Origin of the sequence: Halapricum desulfuricans, from assembly GCF_017094525.1 — an archaeon.
GTDB classification, from domain to species: domain Archaea; phylum Halobacteriota; class Halobacteria; order Halobacteriales; family Haloarculaceae; genus Halapricum; species Halapricum desulfuricans.
Map to the genome: position 1 here is coordinate 2329917 of NZ_CP064788.1, position 16728 is coordinate 2346644.

17 protein-coding genes and 1 pseudogene are annotated in these 16728 nt (G+C 64.8%); 7 read left to right on the forward strand and 11 right to left on the reverse strand.

The genetic code is table 11. From position 1 onward, the window contains the following. Positions 1–53: 53 nt before the first annotated feature. Complete coding sequence (phoU, locus tag HSR122_RS11975; RefSeq protein WP_229110038.1) at positions 54–734, forward strand: phosphate signaling complex protein PhoU; 681 nt, start codon at positions 54–56, stop codon at positions 732–734. 53 nt (positions 735–787) lie between these two features. On the opposite strand, the gene HSR122_RS11980 is transcribed toward phoU, so the two are convergent. The 7 genes from HSR122_RS11980 to HSR122_RS12010 form a co-directional block, all read right to left on the reverse strand. Further along, positions 788–2614, reverse strand: coding sequence for a flippase-like domain-containing protein (locus HSR122_RS11980; RefSeq protein ID WP_229110039.1), 1827 nt, complete (start codon positions 2612–2614; stop codon positions 788–790). Positions 2615–2674: 60 nt separating this feature from the next. After that, the gene (locus HSR122_RS11985) at positions 2675–3064 is read right to left on the reverse strand and encodes a methylglyoxal synthase (RefSeq protein WP_229110040.1); all 390 of its coding nucleotides are present in this window, start codon (positions 3062–3064) and stop codon (positions 2675–2677) included. A gap of 51 nt (positions 3065–3115) precedes the next feature. Continuing rightward, positions 3116–3397, reverse strand: a complete 282-nt coding sequence (locus tag HSR122_RS11990) for a HalOD1 output domain-containing protein (protein WP_229110041.1) — start codon at positions 3395–3397, stop codon at positions 3116–3118. Positions 3398–3568: 171 nt separating this feature from the next. Continuing rightward, the gene (locus HSR122_RS11995; protein ID WP_229110042.1) at positions 3569–3862 is read right to left on the reverse strand and encodes a FeoC-like transcriptional regulator; all 294 of its coding nucleotides are present in this window, start codon (positions 3860–3862) and stop codon (positions 3569–3571) included. Further along, a complete protein-coding gene (locus HSR122_RS12000; RefSeq protein WP_229110043.1) occupies positions 3859–4353 on the reverse strand; it encodes a hypothetical protein in 495 nt (164 codons plus the stop codon). Before HSR122_RS12000 ends, HSR122_RS11995 begins: the two co-directional genes overlap by 4 nt. Next, on the reverse strand, positions 4354–6168 hold the full coding sequence (locus HSR122_RS12005) for a ferrous iron transporter B (protein ID WP_229110044.1): 1815 nt from the start codon (positions 6166–6168) through the stop codon (positions 4354–4356). Then, complete coding sequence (locus tag HSR122_RS12010) at positions 6165–6467, reverse strand: FeoA family protein (protein WP_229110045.1); 303 nt, start codon at positions 6465–6467, stop codon at positions 6165–6167. Before HSR122_RS12010 ends, HSR122_RS12005 begins: the two co-directional genes overlap by 4 nt. Positions 6468–6679: 212 nt before the next feature. Here HSR122_RS12010 and HSR122_RS12015 point away from each other — a divergent pair, with 212 nt between their 5' ends. Together HSR122_RS12015 and HSR122_RS12020 are read left to right on the forward strand one after the other, a co-directional pair. Continuing rightward, positions 6680–7729 (forward strand): phosphate signaling complex PhoU family protein, encoded by a 1050-nt coding sequence (locus tag HSR122_RS12015; RefSeq protein WP_229110046.1) that lies wholly within the window; start codon positions 6680–6682, stop codon positions 7727–7729. Positions 7730–7770: 41 nt separating this feature from the next. Beyond that, positions 7771–8502, forward strand: coding sequence for a DUF502 domain-containing protein (locus tag HSR122_RS12020; protein WP_229110047.1), 732 nt, complete (start codon positions 7771–7773; stop codon positions 8500–8502). Between the two features lie 36 nt (positions 8503–8538). On the opposite strand, the gene surE is transcribed toward HSR122_RS12020, so the two are convergent. From surE to HSR122_RS12040, 4 genes and pseudogenes are all read right to left on the reverse strand, one after another. Then, a complete protein-coding gene (surE, locus tag HSR122_RS12025) occupies positions 8539–9354 on the reverse strand; it encodes a 5'/3'-nucleotidase SurE (RefSeq protein WP_229110048.1) in 816 nt (271 codons plus the stop codon). A 111-nt stretch (positions 9355–9465) separates the two neighbouring features. Then, positions 9466–10236 (reverse strand): hypothetical protein, encoded by a 771-nt coding sequence (locus tag HSR122_RS12030; protein ID WP_229110049.1) that lies wholly within the window; start codon positions 10234–10236, stop codon positions 9466–9468. Between the two features lie 99 nt (positions 10237–10335). Continuing rightward, positions 10336–11577 (reverse strand): RNA-guided endonuclease InsQ/TnpB family protein, encoded by a 1242-nt coding sequence (locus HSR122_RS12035; protein WP_229110050.1) that lies wholly within the window; start codon positions 11575–11577, stop codon positions 10336–10338. Positions 11578–11739: 162 nt separating this feature from the next. Next, positions 11740–12168 (reverse strand): annotated as a pseudogene (locus tag HSR122_RS12040) (hypothetical protein); the annotation flags it as partial. A gap of 167 nt (positions 12169–12335) precedes the next feature. Between HSR122_RS12040 and HSR122_RS12045 the strand changes: the two are divergent. The 4 genes from HSR122_RS12045 to HSR122_RS12060 all read left to right on the forward strand — a co-directional run bounded on the left by HSR122_RS12045 (position 12336) and on the right by HSR122_RS12060 (position 16656). Next, positions 12336–13388: a tyrosine--tRNA ligase gene (locus tag HSR122_RS12045; RefSeq protein ID WP_229110051.1), complete on the forward strand. Its 1053-nt coding sequence runs from the start codon at positions 12336–12338 to the stop codon at positions 13386–13388. A 302-nt stretch (positions 13389–13690) separates the two neighbouring features. Then, on the forward strand, positions 13691–14467 hold the full coding sequence (gene proC / locus HSR122_RS12050) for a pyrroline-5-carboxylate reductase (RefSeq protein WP_229112212.1): 777 nt from the start codon (positions 13691–13693) through the stop codon (positions 14465–14467). Then, the gene (proB, locus tag HSR122_RS12055; protein ID WP_229110052.1) at positions 14460–15320 is read left to right on the forward strand and encodes a glutamate 5-kinase; all 861 of its coding nucleotides are present in this window, start codon (positions 14460–14462) and stop codon (positions 15318–15320) included. Before proC ends, proB begins: the two co-directional genes overlap by 8 nt. Then, positions 15313–16656 carry a glutamate-5-semialdehyde dehydrogenase gene (locus HSR122_RS12060; protein ID WP_229110053.1) on the forward strand — a complete coding sequence of 448 codons (1344 nt, stop codon included), beginning with the start codon at positions 15313–15315 and terminating at the stop codon, positions 16654–16656. The genes proB and HSR122_RS12060 overlap by 8 nt, the downstream gene beginning before the upstream one ends. Positions 16657–16728: the final 72 nt, after the last annotated feature.

Below are 16728 nucleotides of genomic sequence, written 5' to 3' on the forward strand. Positions count from 1 at the left end.
AGGTTCGACAGTAAGACTAACGTAGCCCAATCTACCACACAGCATACGAACAAATGCCACGAGAATCCTATCAAGAGAAACTCGACGCCCTCCGCGAGGACGTCCTCTACATGAGCGAGGTCGTCCTCGATCGCGTCCGGATGGGCCAGGAAGCGCTCCAGCAGAAAGACGAACAGCTCGCACAGGACGTCATCGACAACGACTACGAGATCAACCAGCTGTATCTCGATCTCGAACAGGACTGCGTGAACCTCCTCGCGCTCCAGCAGCCGGTCGCCGGCGACCTGCGCTTCATCGCCGCCTCGTTCAAGATCATCACCGACCTCGAACGGATCGCCGACCTCGCGACGAACCTCGGCGAGTACACGCTCGAAGCCGACCGTGACGTCTTCCCTGAGGTCGACGCCCAGGAGATCGGCGATGCGGTCGTCGAGATGGTTGAAGACGCGATGGACGCCTACGCCGAAGAGGACGTCGACGCCTGTTTCGAGATCGCCGAGCGCGACGACGAGGTCGACGCGATGTGTGCCGACGCCTCCGATACCGTCATGCGCGATCTGATCGAGCGCGAGGCGACCACGGCGGCCGACGACGAGGACATCGAGCAACTGATGACCGACGTTTCGCGACTGCTGTTGACGATCCGCGACCTCGAACGGATCGGCGATCACGCGGTCAACATCGCCGCCCGGACGCTGTACATGGTCGAGAACGACGACGAACTCATCTACTGACGCCGTCCGGTCCTCCACTCGCCCGATAACGGCACCCGCAAGTCACGTGTCTGTTACTCGCGAGTCGCGCGTGTGCGTTCGTCGTCGGCGATGGCCTCGGTCTCCTCGACGGCGGTCGTCAGCGAGACGTTGAGCCAGGCCATCGAGACCAGGCCGCCGGCGAGCGTCACCAGGTTCTTGACGGCGTGATCGACGACAGCGATGCTGATCGCGAGCGGTCCCGAGAGCGGCGTCAGGCCGACGACGATGATCGCGAAGGCCCCCTCGTAGAGGCCAAGACCGGCCGGCGTCAGCGGCAACACCTTCGCGAGGTTACCGACGCTGACCGCGAAAAAGGCGACGCCGACCAGAAACGGCGTGAGTTCGACGCCGAAGGCCGCCAGCACGACCACCGCTGTGAGCACGTCGATCGTCCAGACGAGCAGGCTGGTCGTGCCGACCAGCGCGAACGCGCGCCGGTCGCTGGCGACCGTCTGGACGTCCCCCGCGAACCGCTCGATCACGCCGGCGACGTAGTCGGCGTAGCTGTCGTTGCTGAGCCGCGAGACGGCCCCACGGACGTAGTTGCGGTCGCTTCGGGCGCTGAGAACGATCCCGAGCGTCACGGCGATCGCGGCCGCGCCGACGCCCGCGGCGACGACCATCGCCGTCCGACCGGCCTGCTCCTGACCGCCGGCCAGTTCCGTCCCGGCGATGGCCGTCTGGAGTTCCGCCGGCGACATCGTGACGACCATCCCCAGCACGACGACACCGGCCAGGAAGGCGATCGTCAGCAGGTCGAAGACGCGCTCGATCGCCAGCGAGGCGAACCCCGACGGGTACGGCACCGACCGGCGGGCCTTCATCACGTAGGCGCGGACGGCGTCGCCCAGTCTGGCGGGAAAGACCAGATTGCCGGTCTGACTGATGAAGATCGCCCCCGTCAGAAACGCCGGGTCCGACCGATAGCCCAGCCGTTCGAGGATGTCACGATAGCGCGTCCCCCGAAGCGGCCAAGAGCAGAGGTACACGAGCACCGATGCGCCGACCACAAGCAGGTCGGCCTGTCGCATGTTGGCCCACACCTCGCCGGGGTCGAGATACGTCGTCATTAACACCAGCGCGAGCGCGACCAGTCCCGTCCCGACGGCGACGTTCACCCGGCGGTCGAGGCGCGGACTGACCGACACCTGCCAGAAGGTGCGGACGATCTGGCTACCCATTCCGAAGACGTCCCGGACGAGGTCGACCTTTGAATCGCCTTTCGGCGTCCACTCGACGGGGAACTCCCTGACCTCGTAGCCGGCGCGCTGGGCGTGGACCAGCACCTCGGTGTCCCAGAACCAGTGGCTGTCCTCGACGTCTTCCAGCACGTCGAACAGCACCTCCCGGTCGAAGGCCTTGAAGCCACACTGGTGGTCTTGCAGTTCCGAGCGCAACAGCAGTTGCACGAGCACGTTGAACCCCCGGCTCGGGATCCCGCGCTTGGCGGGCCGATCCGCCGTGTTGCCGGGGATCCACCGCGATCCGGTCGCGAACTCGTAGCCCTCGCTGCGGACGCTCTCGATCAACTCCTCAAGATGGGACATGTCCGTCGCGAGATCCGTATCGAAGTACGCCAGCGTCTCGCCGCGGGCCTGCCGGAAGGCGTACTCCAGCGCGCCGCCCCGGCCGAGGCGCTGGTCGCTGTGGACGTGGCGCACGCGCTCGTCTTCGTCGGCCAGCCGGGACGCGATCTCGGGCGTGCGGTCCGCACAGCCGTCCTCGGCGACGATCACCTCGAACGCGCCGGCAGGCAGAAACTCCTCCAGCGTCGCGAGCGTGACCTCGACGGTCCGCTCGATCGTGTCCGCCTCGTTGTAGGCGGGCAGGACGACGCTCACTTCGACCGCACGATTCATTATGCGTCTCTATCGGTCACGGCCGACAAGAACCTTCTGGTGGCCGCCGAGATGGCCGCGCTAGCCGAGTTCGTGGCCGTCCTCGCGTGCCAGCCCTTCGAGGACGTACTCCGCGGCGGTCCGGGTGGTCGCGAGCGGCGTGTCGTGGACGTCACAGATCCGCAGCAGCGCCGAGATATCGGGTTCGTGGGGCTGGGCGGTCAGCGGGTCCCGCAGGAAAACGATGCCGTCGATCCGGTCGTTGGCGGCCTCGGCCCCGATCTCCATATCGCCGCCGAGCGGGCCGGACTGCTTGCGCTCGACCTCCAGTCCCGTCGCCTCGGCGATCCGCTGGCCCGTCGTACCGGTACAGACGATGTCCACGGTCGAAAGATACGACTGATAGCTCTCGGCGAAGTCGATCATTTCGGGCTTCTCGTCGTCGTGTGCGATCAGCGCGATGCGCGTCATAGTTCTCCCTCTCGGCGCATCGTGAAACAACTTTCGCGGATCGCCGGTGCGCTATTCGTCAGTGATCTCGACCGCCCCGTCCCGGTCGACGGTGACGCTCCAGCCGCCGATCGAGAACGTCACCGGAGACTGTCGGTCGCCGGTCAGCACGGCCCGCAGCGTCTCGAAGTCGACGTGTTCTTCGAGCGGTTCGACCTCGTCGACCTCGAGGTCGCTCTCGGCGACAATCGCGTCGGTGATCACGTCCGAAGCCGGTTCCGGAGCGACCCACGCCGCTGCGTCGTCCGCGTCGCCGTCTTCCTCGCGAACGATGTACGGCTCGTCTGCGCTCATACCTGTCCCTACCCCGTGCTCGATATATAGTGTCCCCGAGCGGTTTCAGTCTCAGAAAGAGCCTACTCAGAGGGATTATCGTAGCCGGTCGGAGGCATTCTCACTCCGACCGGGTGGCAGAGTTCGATTCCACGGGAGAACTCTACGGGTTTCTACGATAATCCCTCTCAATCATTCGTCGCCGGTCGCTTCGGACGGCGTCTCGCCGTCGGCCGCGAGCAGCGACTGCCCGTCTCTCGAGACGACGTACTGGGCCGGCACGTCGCCGGCCATCGAACACGATCCGCCGACCGGACAGCGATCACAGGCGGTCCCCGAGCAGTCGATCCGCGTCAGGTGACCGCGCCGGCGCATCTCCTCGATCATCGCCTCGATCGCGTCGGGCCGGCGGTCGACGGCGTCGGCGATCCGCTCGGGCGTCTCGCCGCTCTCGAGGCGAGCGAGGACGTCCTCGTAGAGGCTCATGGCTGATCCCGGTCGCCGCCGGCGTGCGGTTCGTCGTCCTGTCCGTTGGCCGTCCGACGGTCGGCGCTCTCGCCGTCGAGATACCGCAGCGCGATCGCGGTGAACGGCACCGCGAGCAGCGACGGTCGGTAGGGGGGTTCGAACGCCGCCGCGACGTCGCCGGGAGGGGCGATCCAGACCCCCGATCCGCCCGCGATCGCGCCGAGGAGCGTCCCCAGCAGGTCCGTCCCGGCGACGATCCACAGCATCGCGCTCGCCATGACGACGAGCGCCTGATTGGGCCGGGCCGCGAGCCCGCCGCGCGCGGCGGCGAGGTAGAACCCGCCGGCCGAGAGCAACACGATCGACCGCCAGAGGACGTATGTTCCCGTCAGCGTCACGAACGGTATCGACTCGCCGATCTCGAGCCCGAACGCGCCGCCGAGTGCGCCGACGCCGGCCAGTCCGACTGCGATACCGAGGATCGCGACGTAGAGTTCGTCCCGGCGCATTCAGGCCACCCCCAGTACGGTCCCGATCACGCGCAACAGTCCGCCCCAGACGAACAGGACGGTCACCAGCGTCGCCAGCGCGCCGCCGAGCACGCGCACGACGCCGCCGCCGGTCCGTCCCTCCTTGATCAGCATCGCGAAGGTCGCCACGCAGGGGAAGTAGATGCTCACCATCACGACCGACGTGACGAGCTGGAAGGAACTCATCGAGACGGCGCTCAGCTGTGCGACCGCCAGGTCCTTGCGCATGAACCCCGCGATCAGCGCCGGGACGGTGTCGGCTGGCACGCCGAACCACCCGACGAGCAACGGTTCCAGCATCCCCGAGAGCCAGCCGATCGCACCGCCCAGATACAGCACGTTGACGACCGCGACGCCCAGCAACACGAACGGGATCGCGGTCGTCATGAACCCGCGCAGACGAAGCGAGAGCTTGGTCGCGACGTTGTCCAGACGCGGCCGTCGCATCGGCGGGATGTCGATAGCGATATCGGGCGTCTCGCCCGGGACGATACGGTTCAGCACGGCCCCGAACACGAAGAAGCCGGCCAGCAGATACAGCAGGATGTAGCCGGTGTACTGGGGGAGCAACGACAGCATCACGCCCAGTTGCGCCCCGCAGGGGATGAACACCGAGAGCAGCGTCATGGCGATGAACCGCTGTTTCTCCGTCTGAAGGGTTCGGGTCGCGGCGACGCCGGGGACGTTACAGCCGAAGGACAGCACCATCGGGACGATGGCGAACCCGCTGAGGCCGATCCGGTCGAACAGCGCGTCGACCAGCACCGCGAGCCGGGCCATGTAGCCTGAATCCTCAAGTATCGCGAGCAGGAAGTACAGCGCGAGGATCGCCGGGAGGACGACCCCGATCGCGACGAACAGTCCGCTCGTGAGCATCCCCCACGAGGAGACCGCGCGCTGAGCGCCGGGATCGCCGACCAGCAGGAAGTACACCCACGACCCCTCCATCGGGAACGCCTCCTGAATCCACGGGAGCCAGTAGTTGTCGAACAGCGGGACGAAATACCCGTCAGTGAAGAAACCGGCCACGGCAGTGAAAAACGACCACATGCCGTACAGCACCGCGACCGCGAACGGCAGTCCGGTCAGCGGCGAGACCGCCAGCCGCCCGATGTGCTCCGAGAGCGACGGCTCGCTGTCCCGATAGGTGACCGCGCGCTCGACGATCGCGTCGACGAGGTCCCACCGGCGTGCGGACGCGTCGGTCTGCGGTCCCGTCTCCGATCGGACGAGGTCGGCCGACGAGTCGGCCTGACGGATATCGGTCCGCGCTCGGCCGGAGACCGATTCCAGCGAGGTCTCGCGCGGTTCGGTGAGCGCGCTCCGAAGCGAGTCGAGGCCGACGCCTTCGGTCGCGACCGTCGGTACGACCGGGACGCCGAGCAGCGATTCGAGCGTCTCGACGTCGATGTCGACGCCCTGGCTCGCGGCCTCGTCCCACATGTTCAGCGCGACGACGGCCGGATGGCCCCGATCGAGCACCGAAAGCAGCAGGTTCAGTCCGCGCTCGATCCGCGTCGAATCGAGCACACAGACGACCGGCGCGTCCGGGTACTCCTCGAGCAACTCCACGGCGACGGCCTCGGCCTCGTCGGTCGGGCTCAGCGAAAAGGTCCCCGGCACGTCGAGCACGTCGACGGTCCGGTCCCCCAGATTGAGTTCGCTTTCGGTGTACTCGACGGTCGTTCCGGGGTAGTTCGACTCGCTGATGTTCGTTCCGGCGAGCCGATTGAACAGTGCGCTCTTGCCGACGTTCGGGTGACCGACCAGCAGGACTGGCGACCGCTTGGTCATTCTTCAGTGGCGACTTCGAGGTCCCGGGCCTGGGACCGACTCAGCGAGACAGTCGACCGACCGACCGAGACGACGACGGGACCACCGAAGGGGTGTTTCGTGTGGACTTCAATGGTCTTGCCCGGTCGAACGCCCATCGACCGGAGGCACTCCCTGTCGACGTCCTCGATCATGGCACACTCGCCGCATTCGAGATCGTCCAGCCGACAGCGCTTGCACCGTCGCTTGCGGCGACGCTTGCGCCGTCGCTTTCCCTGCCGGTTCGATCGACCGCCGCCAGCGTCCGATTGTCCCGTCATCAGTTAGGCACACCTAATTTCGGCGTGCCAAAACCTCCGTCGCAGATACAGGTAAATGTTGCGGATTCGTCCCACGCTCATCACGGAAATCTTCTATTTCCGTACGACCCCGAGGCACTCGGCCTGCTCCGCCTGTAGACATGGATTGACGAATGCCCAAATATGGTGATGTATGCACAAGGTTAAGGTACGCTGCAAATCATAAAGGGGATATGGAAACCCGAAAAGTGCAGCGACTGGGGCCATCGACGCTGGCGATGACCCTGCCGGCGGAGTGGACCACCAATCAGGGCGTCGAGAAGGGCGACGAGGTCTCGTTGCGGATCGGTGACAAGGGGACACTGACGGTGCTGCCGGAGTCGGTCCAGTCGGAGGAATCGGAGGCCGTCATCCACGCGGCCGATCTGGACGCCGACAGTCTGGAACGTGCGATCGTCGCTCAGTACGTGCTGGGGAGGCGGATCATCCACGTCGACGCCGGGGAGGGAGAGACGCTGGCCAGCGAGCACATCAACGCCGTCTACAACGCCGAGACGCAACTGATGGGGCTGGGCGTCATCGAAGAGACCCCGGATCGGATCGCGATCCGGTGTTCGGTCGACGCGGAGGACTTCACGCTCGACAACCTCATCGAGCGCCTCGAATCGACCGGATCGACGATGCGAAACGAGGGGATCAAAGCGCTGGCACACAGCAATCCCGACCTCGCACAGCGTGCGCTGAACCGGGAGCGGCAGGCGAACAAGATCTTCGTGCTCATGCTTCGGCTGATCTTCACCGCCTACCAGAACCCGAATCTCGCGCGAGCCGTCGGACTGGAGGACGGATTCCCGCTGATCGGGTACCGGTCGATCGCGAAGAACCTCGAGTTGACGGCCGACAACGCCGAGGACATCGCCGAGATCGCGATGGAAGCCGAAGACCACACGCTGCAGGTCGACTCCTCGACCATGAAGCGGATCCGGGATTTCACCGACCAGGTCAACGAGATGACCGAACAGGCCGCCCACGCGGCGGTCGAACGCGACTACAACGCCGCCATCGAGGTCCGAAAGCAGTACGCCGAAGTCGAGGACTGCGTGCAGGACATCCTCGCCGACCTGCCGGAGATGAGCAATACGGATCTCCTCGAAATACGAGAAGTGCTCGTCAGCCTCCAGCAGACAGCCGAATACGCCGTACGGAACGCCGAGATCGCGACGAACCTCGCGCTCAACGAGGAGAGCGAACACACGACGATCAGGACGCCAACCGATGAGTAGTCGGGAGGAGCTTTTTTGATGTTGCCACAGGACACTCGGACGTGAACTGGAAGTACTGGATCCGAAATAGCTTCGTCACCGGCCTGATACTGGTCGCGCCGCTGGTCGTTACGATCGTCGCGTTGCGGTTCTCGTTCGGGTGGCTGACCGGCTTCGTGGAACCGTTCGTCACCACGATGGACCTCACGCGGTTCACCGGCGAGAGCGAGTTCCTGGCGAAATTACTTGCGGTAATGCTGATGCTCGTGTTAATCTGGCTCGCCGGGTTTCTGGCCCAGTGGGGTATCACCGGTAGTTTCTTCGGCGGTCTCGACCGGGCGATCGGCCTCATTCCGATGGTACGGGTCATCTACACCGGCGTTCAGGGGGTGGCAAACTCGCTGGTCGAGCCGACCGATCGCTACAAGAGCGTCGTGCTCGTCGAATACCCCCGCGACGGCGTCTACGCGCTCGGGTTCATCACGTCCGAGAGCCCGGATCCGGTACAGACCGCGATCGGGACCGCCTATAACGTCTATCTCCCGAACAGTCCGAACCCGACGAACGGCCATCTCGCGCTCGTCCCGGCGTCGGAAGTCCACGAACTCGACATCTCGGTCCGGCGCGGCATCCGCCTGATGGTCACGACCGGCATCGCGGAGACGAGAGACGAACTGGAAGAACTCGATGTGGACATCAGCGACGCCGTCGAGACAGCGACCGCGCCGAGTCACGTGCCCGGCGAGGACGACGCGTCCGGCGAAAACAACACACCCGACCGAAACGACGCGTAGCGCGAACCAGCAGTCACAGACGGGACGTCACGGCGGTCACACTGGATACGTCTCCGCCAGTGCGTCCAGCGCCTCGTGGTGCTCGCTCGTGTGGGGGGCAGTCAGCGGCGAGACACTGACCTTGCCGTCGACGACGGCTTGTCGATCGGTCCCGTTCTCGTGAGGCAGATCCCCGTCGGCCATCCGCTCCCAGATCCGGTCGTACAGCTGGATCTCGGCCCCGTCGCGAACGGCGTCCATCTGATAGACGCGTGACGGCTCCGTGATCGCGAGCGGCGCGTGCTCGCCGTCGTCGAGCGGCCCGTACTCCCCGCTGGCCATCGGCGCGTTGACGTTCAGGTAATCGGCAGATTCGAAGACACCGGCCCCGAGCGCGTGGTCCGCGAGGTATGCGGCTGCTCTCGTCGCCTCACCGTAGGCGTCGTACTCCGATCTCACCGCCTCGGAGGAGACGTCCTCTCGGACGGGGACATACATTGAGACGGCGATCGCCGGCACGTCGAAGAAGGCTGCCTCGACGGCCGCGCTGACCGTCCCGGATCGGCCGAGGACGTACGCGCCGAGGTTCGCGCCGTCGTTACAGCCGGATACCACGAGATCGACATCCGGCACCAGCGATTCCACACCGGCGACGACGCAATCCGCTGGCGTGCCCGTGACTGCGTACCCGAGTTCGTGGTCGGTGACCGTGACCGAGTTCGATAGCGCACGCCCGACGGCGCTCTGGTCGCTGTCAGGTGCGACCGCGATTACCTCCCCGACATCCGTCAGCGCGTCGTAGAGAGCCCGGAACCCGGTAGTTTCGATCCCGTCGTCGTTCGTCAGCAAGATCGTCGGCTCGCCGTCGTCCATGGCTACACTCCGGGCGGATTCAGCAAAAGCCCACCGCTCGACGAAGTCGATGCCCCGCCGTTATTGTCGTGCCGAGTGCGATCACACGACACGCGGATCAGACCCGCTCCATCACCGGCCGAGCGACGCTCGGAGGGACATCTCTCTGTCGCGCCAGAACCCGATCAGGTACCCACCGACGAGCCCACACAGGAGACTGTACGCCAGCGCAAACACGACCGTCTGGACGAGACTCGGGGCGACCATAATTGCGCCGTCCGCCAGTTCGCGACCGACGAGGACGGTTCCGGCCATTGCGGCCGCGGTGTAGCCGGCCGAGAGCCCGATCGCCGGCAGTACGGCCTCGTGTATCGAAGCGGTCTCACCGAGCGTGAGAGCGGCAAGCACTGCGCCGGCGGCGACGAGCGCGACAACCGGAAGGAGATAGTACAGCAGTTCCGGTTTCTCCTGGGCGTGCTGGATCGGCTGCTGGATCCGACCGAGATCGATCTGGTAGATCAGGTCGGGGTTGACTTCGCCGGGGATCGACAGGACCTGCGGGCGCTCCGTGTCGATGATCACCGTCTCGTTTTCCCGCATATTCGAAAAGTCGATCGTCCCGTTGACCTCGGACAGGTAGTCCCCATCGATGATCGAGACGCTGTTCGTGAGCGTGCGGACGTCCAGCGCCACGTTGTGGGCGGCGTAGAAGACCCGACCGATCTCCGAGAGGACGTCCTGAACCGCCGCGCCTTCCGGGGGACCGTCGGGAACCAGTACGACGACGACCATCGCGAGATAGCCCGCGACGAACGTCAGCGCGCCGCCCAGAACACCGGCCAGCCAGTTGTAGCTCGTGATCCGGGGGTCGAACAACGGCTCGTCTTCCGACGGGTCGTCCATGGGTGTCTCAACACACCTCGAACGGGACAAAAAACGTTCCGGTGGGGCGGATACTGCGCCGTTGACGACACGTCCGAGAATCAGTAAGCTAACCCACGGCTAAAGCCGTGGGCTTTCAGCGTGGACTCCCGCTCTGGCCGACTCGTCGGCAGGAGAATAACCTCCATTCGCGTTCAGCGTCCCGCTGTTCAAGCGCACGCCTACGGGTGCGCCTCCACCAGAGCCAGTTTGGTTCCGGCGGAGATACCGCAAACCGATGTTCTTCGCCGCGTTGTAATCCGCGTGGTTCTCATAGCCGCATTTCAAGCACTCGAAGGCCTCACCATCGCGGTTATCTGGATGCGTGAACCCACAGTGTGAGCACCGACGCGACGTGTTCTCTGGGTCAACCTGTTCCACGTCGATACCGTACTCGGCGGCCTTGTACTCGACGTACTCGACAAGCCGACGAAACGCCCACTTGTGGCCCCACGATGCACCAGTGCGTTCCCGAATGTCGGTCAGGTCTTCAAACGCTATCACCGAACACTCGTTCTCGCGGGCTTCAGCCACCAACTCGTTCGAGAGACGGTGAAGCGTTATCTTGAACCGACCGTCTTCTTTGCGACCGACAGCCTGCATATTTTCGTGTGCCCACCGCGTGCCGTGTTCCTGCAAGTCCCCACGGCGTTTCTCGTACTCACGTCGCCAGTGGTCAAATTCGTCGCCTGTCCAGAACGTGCCCGTCGAGGCAACTGCAAGATTGTTCACGCCGAGGTCTACCCCGAGAACTGTGCTGTTCTCGGTGGCATCCTGTGCCGACGTGTCAGGCTCCACGTCCGTCTTTGTGTGGATGTGAAGCATCCAGTTGCCGTTGCTGTAGTGTAGTTCCGCCCCCGTGGTTTCGTACTCGTCCGAGAAAAGGTATTCTGCATGGGGCGTGTTTCGCTTTTCGTCAGGGAGCACGTAGTCGGCTTCGATGCGACCATCAACTGTTGCCAGCGACACGTACTCGTCGCGGAAGGTGGCGGTGCGGTGGTCGTAGACGAGGTGGGGGCTGGTGAAGTGGGGCATCGACGCTTTCTTGCCCTGTTTCCACTTTTTGACCACGCTTTTGCAGGCGTCGGCGGCCTTGTTTCGGGCGGCTTGGACGTGGTTGCTGTGTAGACGAGTTTCCGCACGCACGTCGTCGTAGGTGTCGTCGTTGAGCGTGGTCTTGCTTGTGGTGACGTATTCGCCGTCGAACGCGTGGCGCGTCACATAGTTAGCGGCCCACAGAAACTCGTCTATGGTCTCTTCGAGGAGGGCGGCGTCGTCACTGTCCACGTCGAGTTTCACGGGGACAGTCCGCCGCTTCTCCATACATCATATGTATACTTGATGGTTCAAAAACGTTAGGGAGTCGGCCTTGTCGTCGTCGGTGGGTTGTCGCACAGACCGTACGCGCTTCCTCCCACCCGTGCACGGGTGGGTTTCCGCGCTGTATCCGCTATGATCGCGGTCGCTCGCTCCGGTCCGGTCGGCGTCGAGGTCGTCGAGCGCCCACCGGACGATCCGGGCCTGGACGAGTCGCTGTGGGCCGACAGCCTCACCGCGCTGGACGGCGTCGATCGCGGCGGCGGCGTCGGCACGCATCTCCGTCTCAAGGGGCCGGTGGTCGGGTTCGTCCCGAACGTCGTTCAGCAGGGCTTCGAAGTCCTCCCGGAGGTCGAAACTCGCCCGCGCAGCGTTGCACCGCGAGAGCGGGAGCACGCCGACCTCCAAGACGAGTTCTTCGACGAGTTCCCAGTCGTTCTCACAGAGATACAGCGAGACTTCACCGACGATATCCTGCCAGGCGATGGGGTCGCTGTGCTTGCACAGCTGGAGCGCCCGCGGCGGGATGTCGATCCGGGCGGTCGTCTCCGGCTCCCCGCACAGACAGCAGGGCTTCTCCCTCTTGCCGGTGTACATTCGTCGGTTTTCGGGACTGGAACGGCTTGTATTGTTCGCCCGGGATCTCGAGACGGTTGACGGCCGAAACAAGGGTATCGTCGCCGACGGGACGAGGGCCGTCGCCGAACCGTGATCGCTCGGACCGAGTAACAACGGTTTTGTCGCCCCCGGCGGCTACCACCTGTATGAACGTCGACGAGCGACTCGAGTTGGCGACCCGCCACACCCAGGAGGTCGTCACCGAAGAGGAGTTGCGGACGCTGCTGGACGAACGCGACGAACCGCGGGCCTACATCGGCTACGCCCCGACCGGCGAGATGCACATCGGACACTTCACGACGATGCGCAAACTCGCCGACTTCCTCGATGCGGGGCTGGACGTGACGGTCCTGATCGCCGATCTGCACGCCCACCTCGACGACGAGAAGAGCCCGTTCGATCTGCTCGAGGCGCGCGCGGCGTACTACGAGGAGACGATCCGAGCGATGATCGACGCCGCCGGAGCCGATCCCGAGGGCGTTGCGTTCGTCCGCGGCCGCGAGTTCGAACTCGACGAGGAGTACTCGCTGGAGCTGCTTCGGATGGCCGCCGAGACGACGATCTCGCGCGCCCAGCGCGCCGCAAGCGAGGTCGTCCGCGAGTCCGACTCGCCGAAACTCGGCGGGCTGCTGTACCCGCTGATGCAGACGCTCGACGTGGACGCGCTGGACGCCGACATCGCCTACGGCGGGGTCGACCAGCGCGGCATCTACATGCTCTCCCGCGAGATCCTGCCCGACCACGGCGGCGACGCGCCGATCTGTCTGTTCGCCCCGCTGCTGTCGGGGCTCTCGGGCGGGAAGATGAGCGCCTCCGAGGAGGCCTCGAAGGTCAACCTCAACGACTCGCCCGAGGCGGTCGCCGAGAAACTGAACGACGCCTACTGCCCGATGGGCGAACGCGAGGACAACGGCGTCCTGGAGTACGTCCAGCACCTCGTGTTCCCGATTCTCGACGAACACGACGAGTCGTTCGTCGTCGAGCGTCCCGAGAAGTACGGCGGCGATCTGGTCTACGACAGCTACGAGCAACTGGAATCGGATTTCCTCGAGGAGGAACTGCACCCACAGGATCTGAAAAACGCTGCAGGCGAATACATCTCGGACGTGATCGACCCGATCCGAACCCGGCTGAACGACAACCCGCAGTTGCTGGCGGACGCATATCCCGAGAAATACGGCGACGAAACGAGCGCGTAGCGGTCGCCTGACAGAGCCGACCCGACCGTCTGGCCCAAGCGCCCAGATCGAAGAGACAGCGTGGTATCAGAAAGACGGCCCTATCGGCAATACGAGATTTGGTGGCCAATATGAGATGTTTGATATATCGAGGGCTCCCGCACTGATAGTGACCGTTGTAACGATGTACCGGTGCGACCGCACGACGGCGTGTGATCGAGCCGGACCAGACGTACAACGGTCACTATGACAGACGACAGCGGGCGATTGTCTCAGGAGAAATCGCAGTTGGTATGTCGCCCAATACACTCTACTCGGGCAAGATGGTAGACGTCAGCGTCATCGGCTGTGGAAACATGGGCGGCGCTTTAGTGAAAGGGTTCGCCCGGAGCGGCCAACACCGGGTGACGGCGATCGACGCCGACCCCGACGCGCTCGAAGCGGTCGAAGCGTACAGCACGACAACGACGACGGACCTTGCGGCCGCGGGAGAGAGCGACGTGGTTGTCCTCGCGGTCAAGCCGGACGTGGTTGCGACAGTACTCGACGAGCTGGAGCTGTCGACCGACCAGACGCTCGTCACGGTCGCGGCGGGCGTCTCGCGGTCGTTCGTCGCCGACCGCACGGACGCGACGGTTGTCCGGGTCATGCCGAACCTCGCCGCCGAGACCGGCGACATGGCGGCCGCTGTCACCCGCGATGGACTCTCCGAGGACGTCCGCGAACTGCTGGAGACTGTCGGGGAGTACGCCGTGATCGACGAAGCGTTGATGGACGTCTCGACGGCCGTCAACGGGAGCGGGCCGGCCTTCGTCTTCTACCTCATCGGCGCGATGAAAGAAGCCGGTATCGAGGGGGGTCTCGAACCCGAGCAGGCCGAGACGCTGGCCGCACAGACGTTCAAAGGCGCGGCCGAGACCGTCCTCCGGGACGAGCGCAGCGTCGACGAACTGATCGATGCCGTCTGTTCGCCCAACGGGACGACGATCGAGGGCATGGAAGTCCTGTGGGACAGCGACGTCGAAGACCGGATCGTCGAGGCCGTCGGGGCGGCCGAGCGACGCTCCGCCGAGATCGCGGAGGCGTTCGACGATGAGTGAGGAAATCGACCGACCCGGGGAGATCGAACAGGTCGACGCCGAGGAAGTCAAGCATGCCCGCCAGCTGGCCGCGGACGCACAGCGCGTCGTCGTCAAGGCCGGGACGAACTCCCTGACCGACGAAGATTCGCGGCTCGATCGCGTAAAACTCGACAAGCTCGTCAGCGACATCATGGACCTGCGCCGGCGGGGGAAGGACGTCCTGCTGGTTTCCTCCGGTGCGATCGGCGCGGGGACGGGCCTACTGAGCAAGGACGGCGACACGGTCGAGGAGGGACAGGCGCTGTCGACGGTCGGCCAGAGCCATCTGATGCACCACTACACCCAGAGCTTCGATCGATACGACCAGCAGGTCGCGCAACTGCTGTTGACCGAGCACGACCTGAAAAACCCCGAGCGGTTCACCAACTTCCGCAACACCGTCGAGACGCTGTTCGAGTGGGGCGTCGTCCCGATCGTCAACGAGAACGACGCGGTCGCGACCGAGGAGATCCAGATCGGCGACAACGATATGATTTCGTCGTCGATCGCAGTCGGGATCGGCGTCGACCTGCTGGTCACGCTGACCGACGTCGGCGGCGTCTACACCGGCAACCCGAAGGACGATCCCGACGCCGAGCTGATCGAAGCGGTCGGGGACAACTACGACGCCGTCCAGGAGATCGTCGACGAGTCGACGACGGCGGAGTTCGGCGGCATCCAGACCAAGGTCCAGGGCGCCCGCGACGCCAGCGAGTACGGCATTCCGGCGATCATCGCCAAATCGACTGAACGGGACGTCCTGAAAAAAATCGCCACAGCCAAACCAGTCGGGACGCTATTCGTCCCCATAAACGGTGTCCACGATGAGTGAATACGACACAGACGCCCAAGTGACCGAGGCACAGCAGGCGGCGCTCCGGCTGGCGAACGTCGACGAGGCGACGCGCAACGCCGCGCTCAACTCGATCGCCGACGCGATCCGAGACAACGAAGACGACATCCTCGAAGCCAACGCCGCGGATGTCGAGGAGGCCGAGGCGATGCTCGAACGCGGCGAGTACACGCAGGCGCTGGTCGACCGGCTGAAGCTCGATTCGGGCAAACTCGAGTCCATCGCGGAGATGGTCGAGAGCGTCGCCGAGCAGGACGACCCGCTCGGTGAGACGCTGCAAGCCCGGGTACTCGACGACGACCTCGAGCTGTACAAGGTCGCGGTCCCGATCGGCGTCGTCGGGACGATCTTCGAGTCCCGGCCCGACGCGTTAGTCCAGATCGCCGCGCTCTCGCTGAAGTCCGGCAACAGCGTTATCCTCAAGGGCGGCAGCGAGGCTGCCGAGTCCAACCGAGTCCTCTATGAGACGATCGTCGAGGCCACGGCCGAGGCCATCGACGCGATCCCGGAGGGGTGGGCCCAGCTCATCGAGGCCCACGAGGAGGTCGACCGACTGCTGGAGATGGACGACAAGGTCGACCTGCTCATGCCGCGTGGCTCCTCGGAATTCGTCTCCTACATCCAGGACAACACCCAGATCCCCGTTCTCGGTCACACCGAGGGGATCTGTCACGTCTACGTCGACGAGGCGGCCGACCTGGAGATGGCCGAGGAGATCGCCTTCGACGCGAAAGTCCAGTACCCCGCGGTCTGCAACGCCGTCGAGACGCTGCTGGTCAGCGAGGCCGTCGCCGACCAGTTCCTGCCCGACATGGTCGAGCGCTACGAGGGGGCGGGCGTCGAGTTGCGCGGCGACGAGCACACCCGCGATATCGTCGATATCGACCCCGCGACCGAGGCCGACTGGGACACCGAGTACGGCGACCTCGAACTGTCGATCAAGGTCGTCGAGGACGTCTACGAGGCCGTCGAACACGTCAACACGCACGGCTCGAAACACACCGAGTCGATCGTCACCGAGGACAGCGAGGCGGCCGAGGCGTTCATGACCGGGATCGACGCCGCCAGCGTCTTCCACAACGCCTCGACCCGCTTCGCGGACGGCTACCGCTACGGGCTGGGCGCGGAAGTCGGCATCTCGACGGGCAAGATCCACGCCCGCGGTCCGGTCGGGCTTGCTGGATTGACGACCTACAAGTACTACCTGGAGGGCGACGGACAGCTCGTGGCCACCTACGCCGGCGACGACGCCGCGCCGTTCACGCACGTCGATTTCGACGGCGAATGGACGCCCGGTCATCGCAGCGACGAGTGACGGTGACTGCTGTGACGAACTACCGGGCCAACCGCACGGAATCGTGCAGTTGATACTGCCGGCTGTAACAAA

What these genes read in the sequence shown, in the direction of transcription:
- HSR122_RS12030 (WP_229110049.1), bottom strand. Translation starts at nt 10,236, where the DNA reads ATGGACGACCCGTCGGAAGACGAGCCGTTGTTCGACCCCCGGATCACG.
- HSR122_RS12005 (WP_229110044.1), bottom strand. Translation starts at nt 6,168, where the DNA reads ATGACCAAGCGGTCGCCAGTCCTGCTGGTCGGTCACCCGAACGTCGGC.
- HSR122_RS12045 (WP_229110051.1), top strand. Translation starts at nt 12,336, where the DNA reads ATGAACGTCGACGAGCGACTCGAGTTGGCGACCCGCCACACCCAGGAG.
- HSR122_RS12010 (WP_229110045.1), bottom strand. Translation starts at nt 6,467, where the DNA reads ATGACGGGACAATCGGACGCTGGCGGCGGTCGATCGAACCGGCAGGGA.
- proC (WP_229112212.1), top strand. Translation starts at nt 13,691, where the DNA reads ATGGTAGACGTCAGCGTCATCGGCTGTGGAAACATGGGCGGCGCTTTA.
- HSR122_RS12060 (WP_229110053.1), top strand. Translation starts at nt 15,313, where the DNA reads ATGAGTGAATACGACACAGACGCCCAAGTGACCGAGGCACAGCAGGCG.
- HSR122_RS12015 (WP_229110046.1), top strand. Translation starts at nt 6,680, where the DNA reads ATGGAAACCCGAAAAGTGCAGCGACTGGGGCCATCGACGCTGGCGATG.
- HSR122_RS12035 (WP_229110050.1), bottom strand. Translation starts at nt 11,577, where the DNA reads ATGGAGAAGCGGCGGACTGTCCCCGTGAAACTCGACGTGGACAGTGAC.
- HSR122_RS12000 (WP_229110043.1), bottom strand. Translation starts at nt 4,353, where the DNA reads ATGCGCCGGGACGAACTCTACGTCGCGATCCTCGGTATCGCAGTCGGA.
- HSR122_RS11995 (WP_229110042.1), bottom strand. Translation starts at nt 3,862, where the DNA reads ATGAGCCTCTACGAGGACGTCCTCGCTCGCCTCGAGAGCGGCGAGACG.
- HSR122_RS11980 (WP_229110039.1), bottom strand. Translation starts at nt 2,614, where the DNA reads ATGAATCGTGCGGTCGAAGTGAGCGTCGTCCTGCCCGCCTACAACGAG.
- HSR122_RS11985 (WP_229110040.1), bottom strand. Translation starts at nt 3,064, where the DNA reads ATGACGCGCATCGCGCTGATCGCACACGACGACGAGAAGCCCGAAATG.
- surE (WP_229110048.1), bottom strand. Translation starts at nt 9,354, where the DNA reads ATGGACGACGGCGAGCCGACGATCTTGCTGACGAACGACGACGGGATC.
- phoU (WP_229110038.1), top strand. Translation starts at nt 54, where the DNA reads ATGCCACGAGAATCCTATCAAGAGAAACTCGACGCCCTCCGCGAGGAC.
- proB (WP_229110052.1), top strand. Translation starts at nt 14,460, where the DNA reads ATGAGTGAGGAAATCGACCGACCCGGGGAGATCGAACAGGTCGACGCC.
- HSR122_RS11990 (WP_229110041.1), bottom strand. Translation starts at nt 3,397, where the DNA reads ATGAGCGCAGACGAGCCGTACATCGTTCGCGAGGAAGACGGCGACGCG.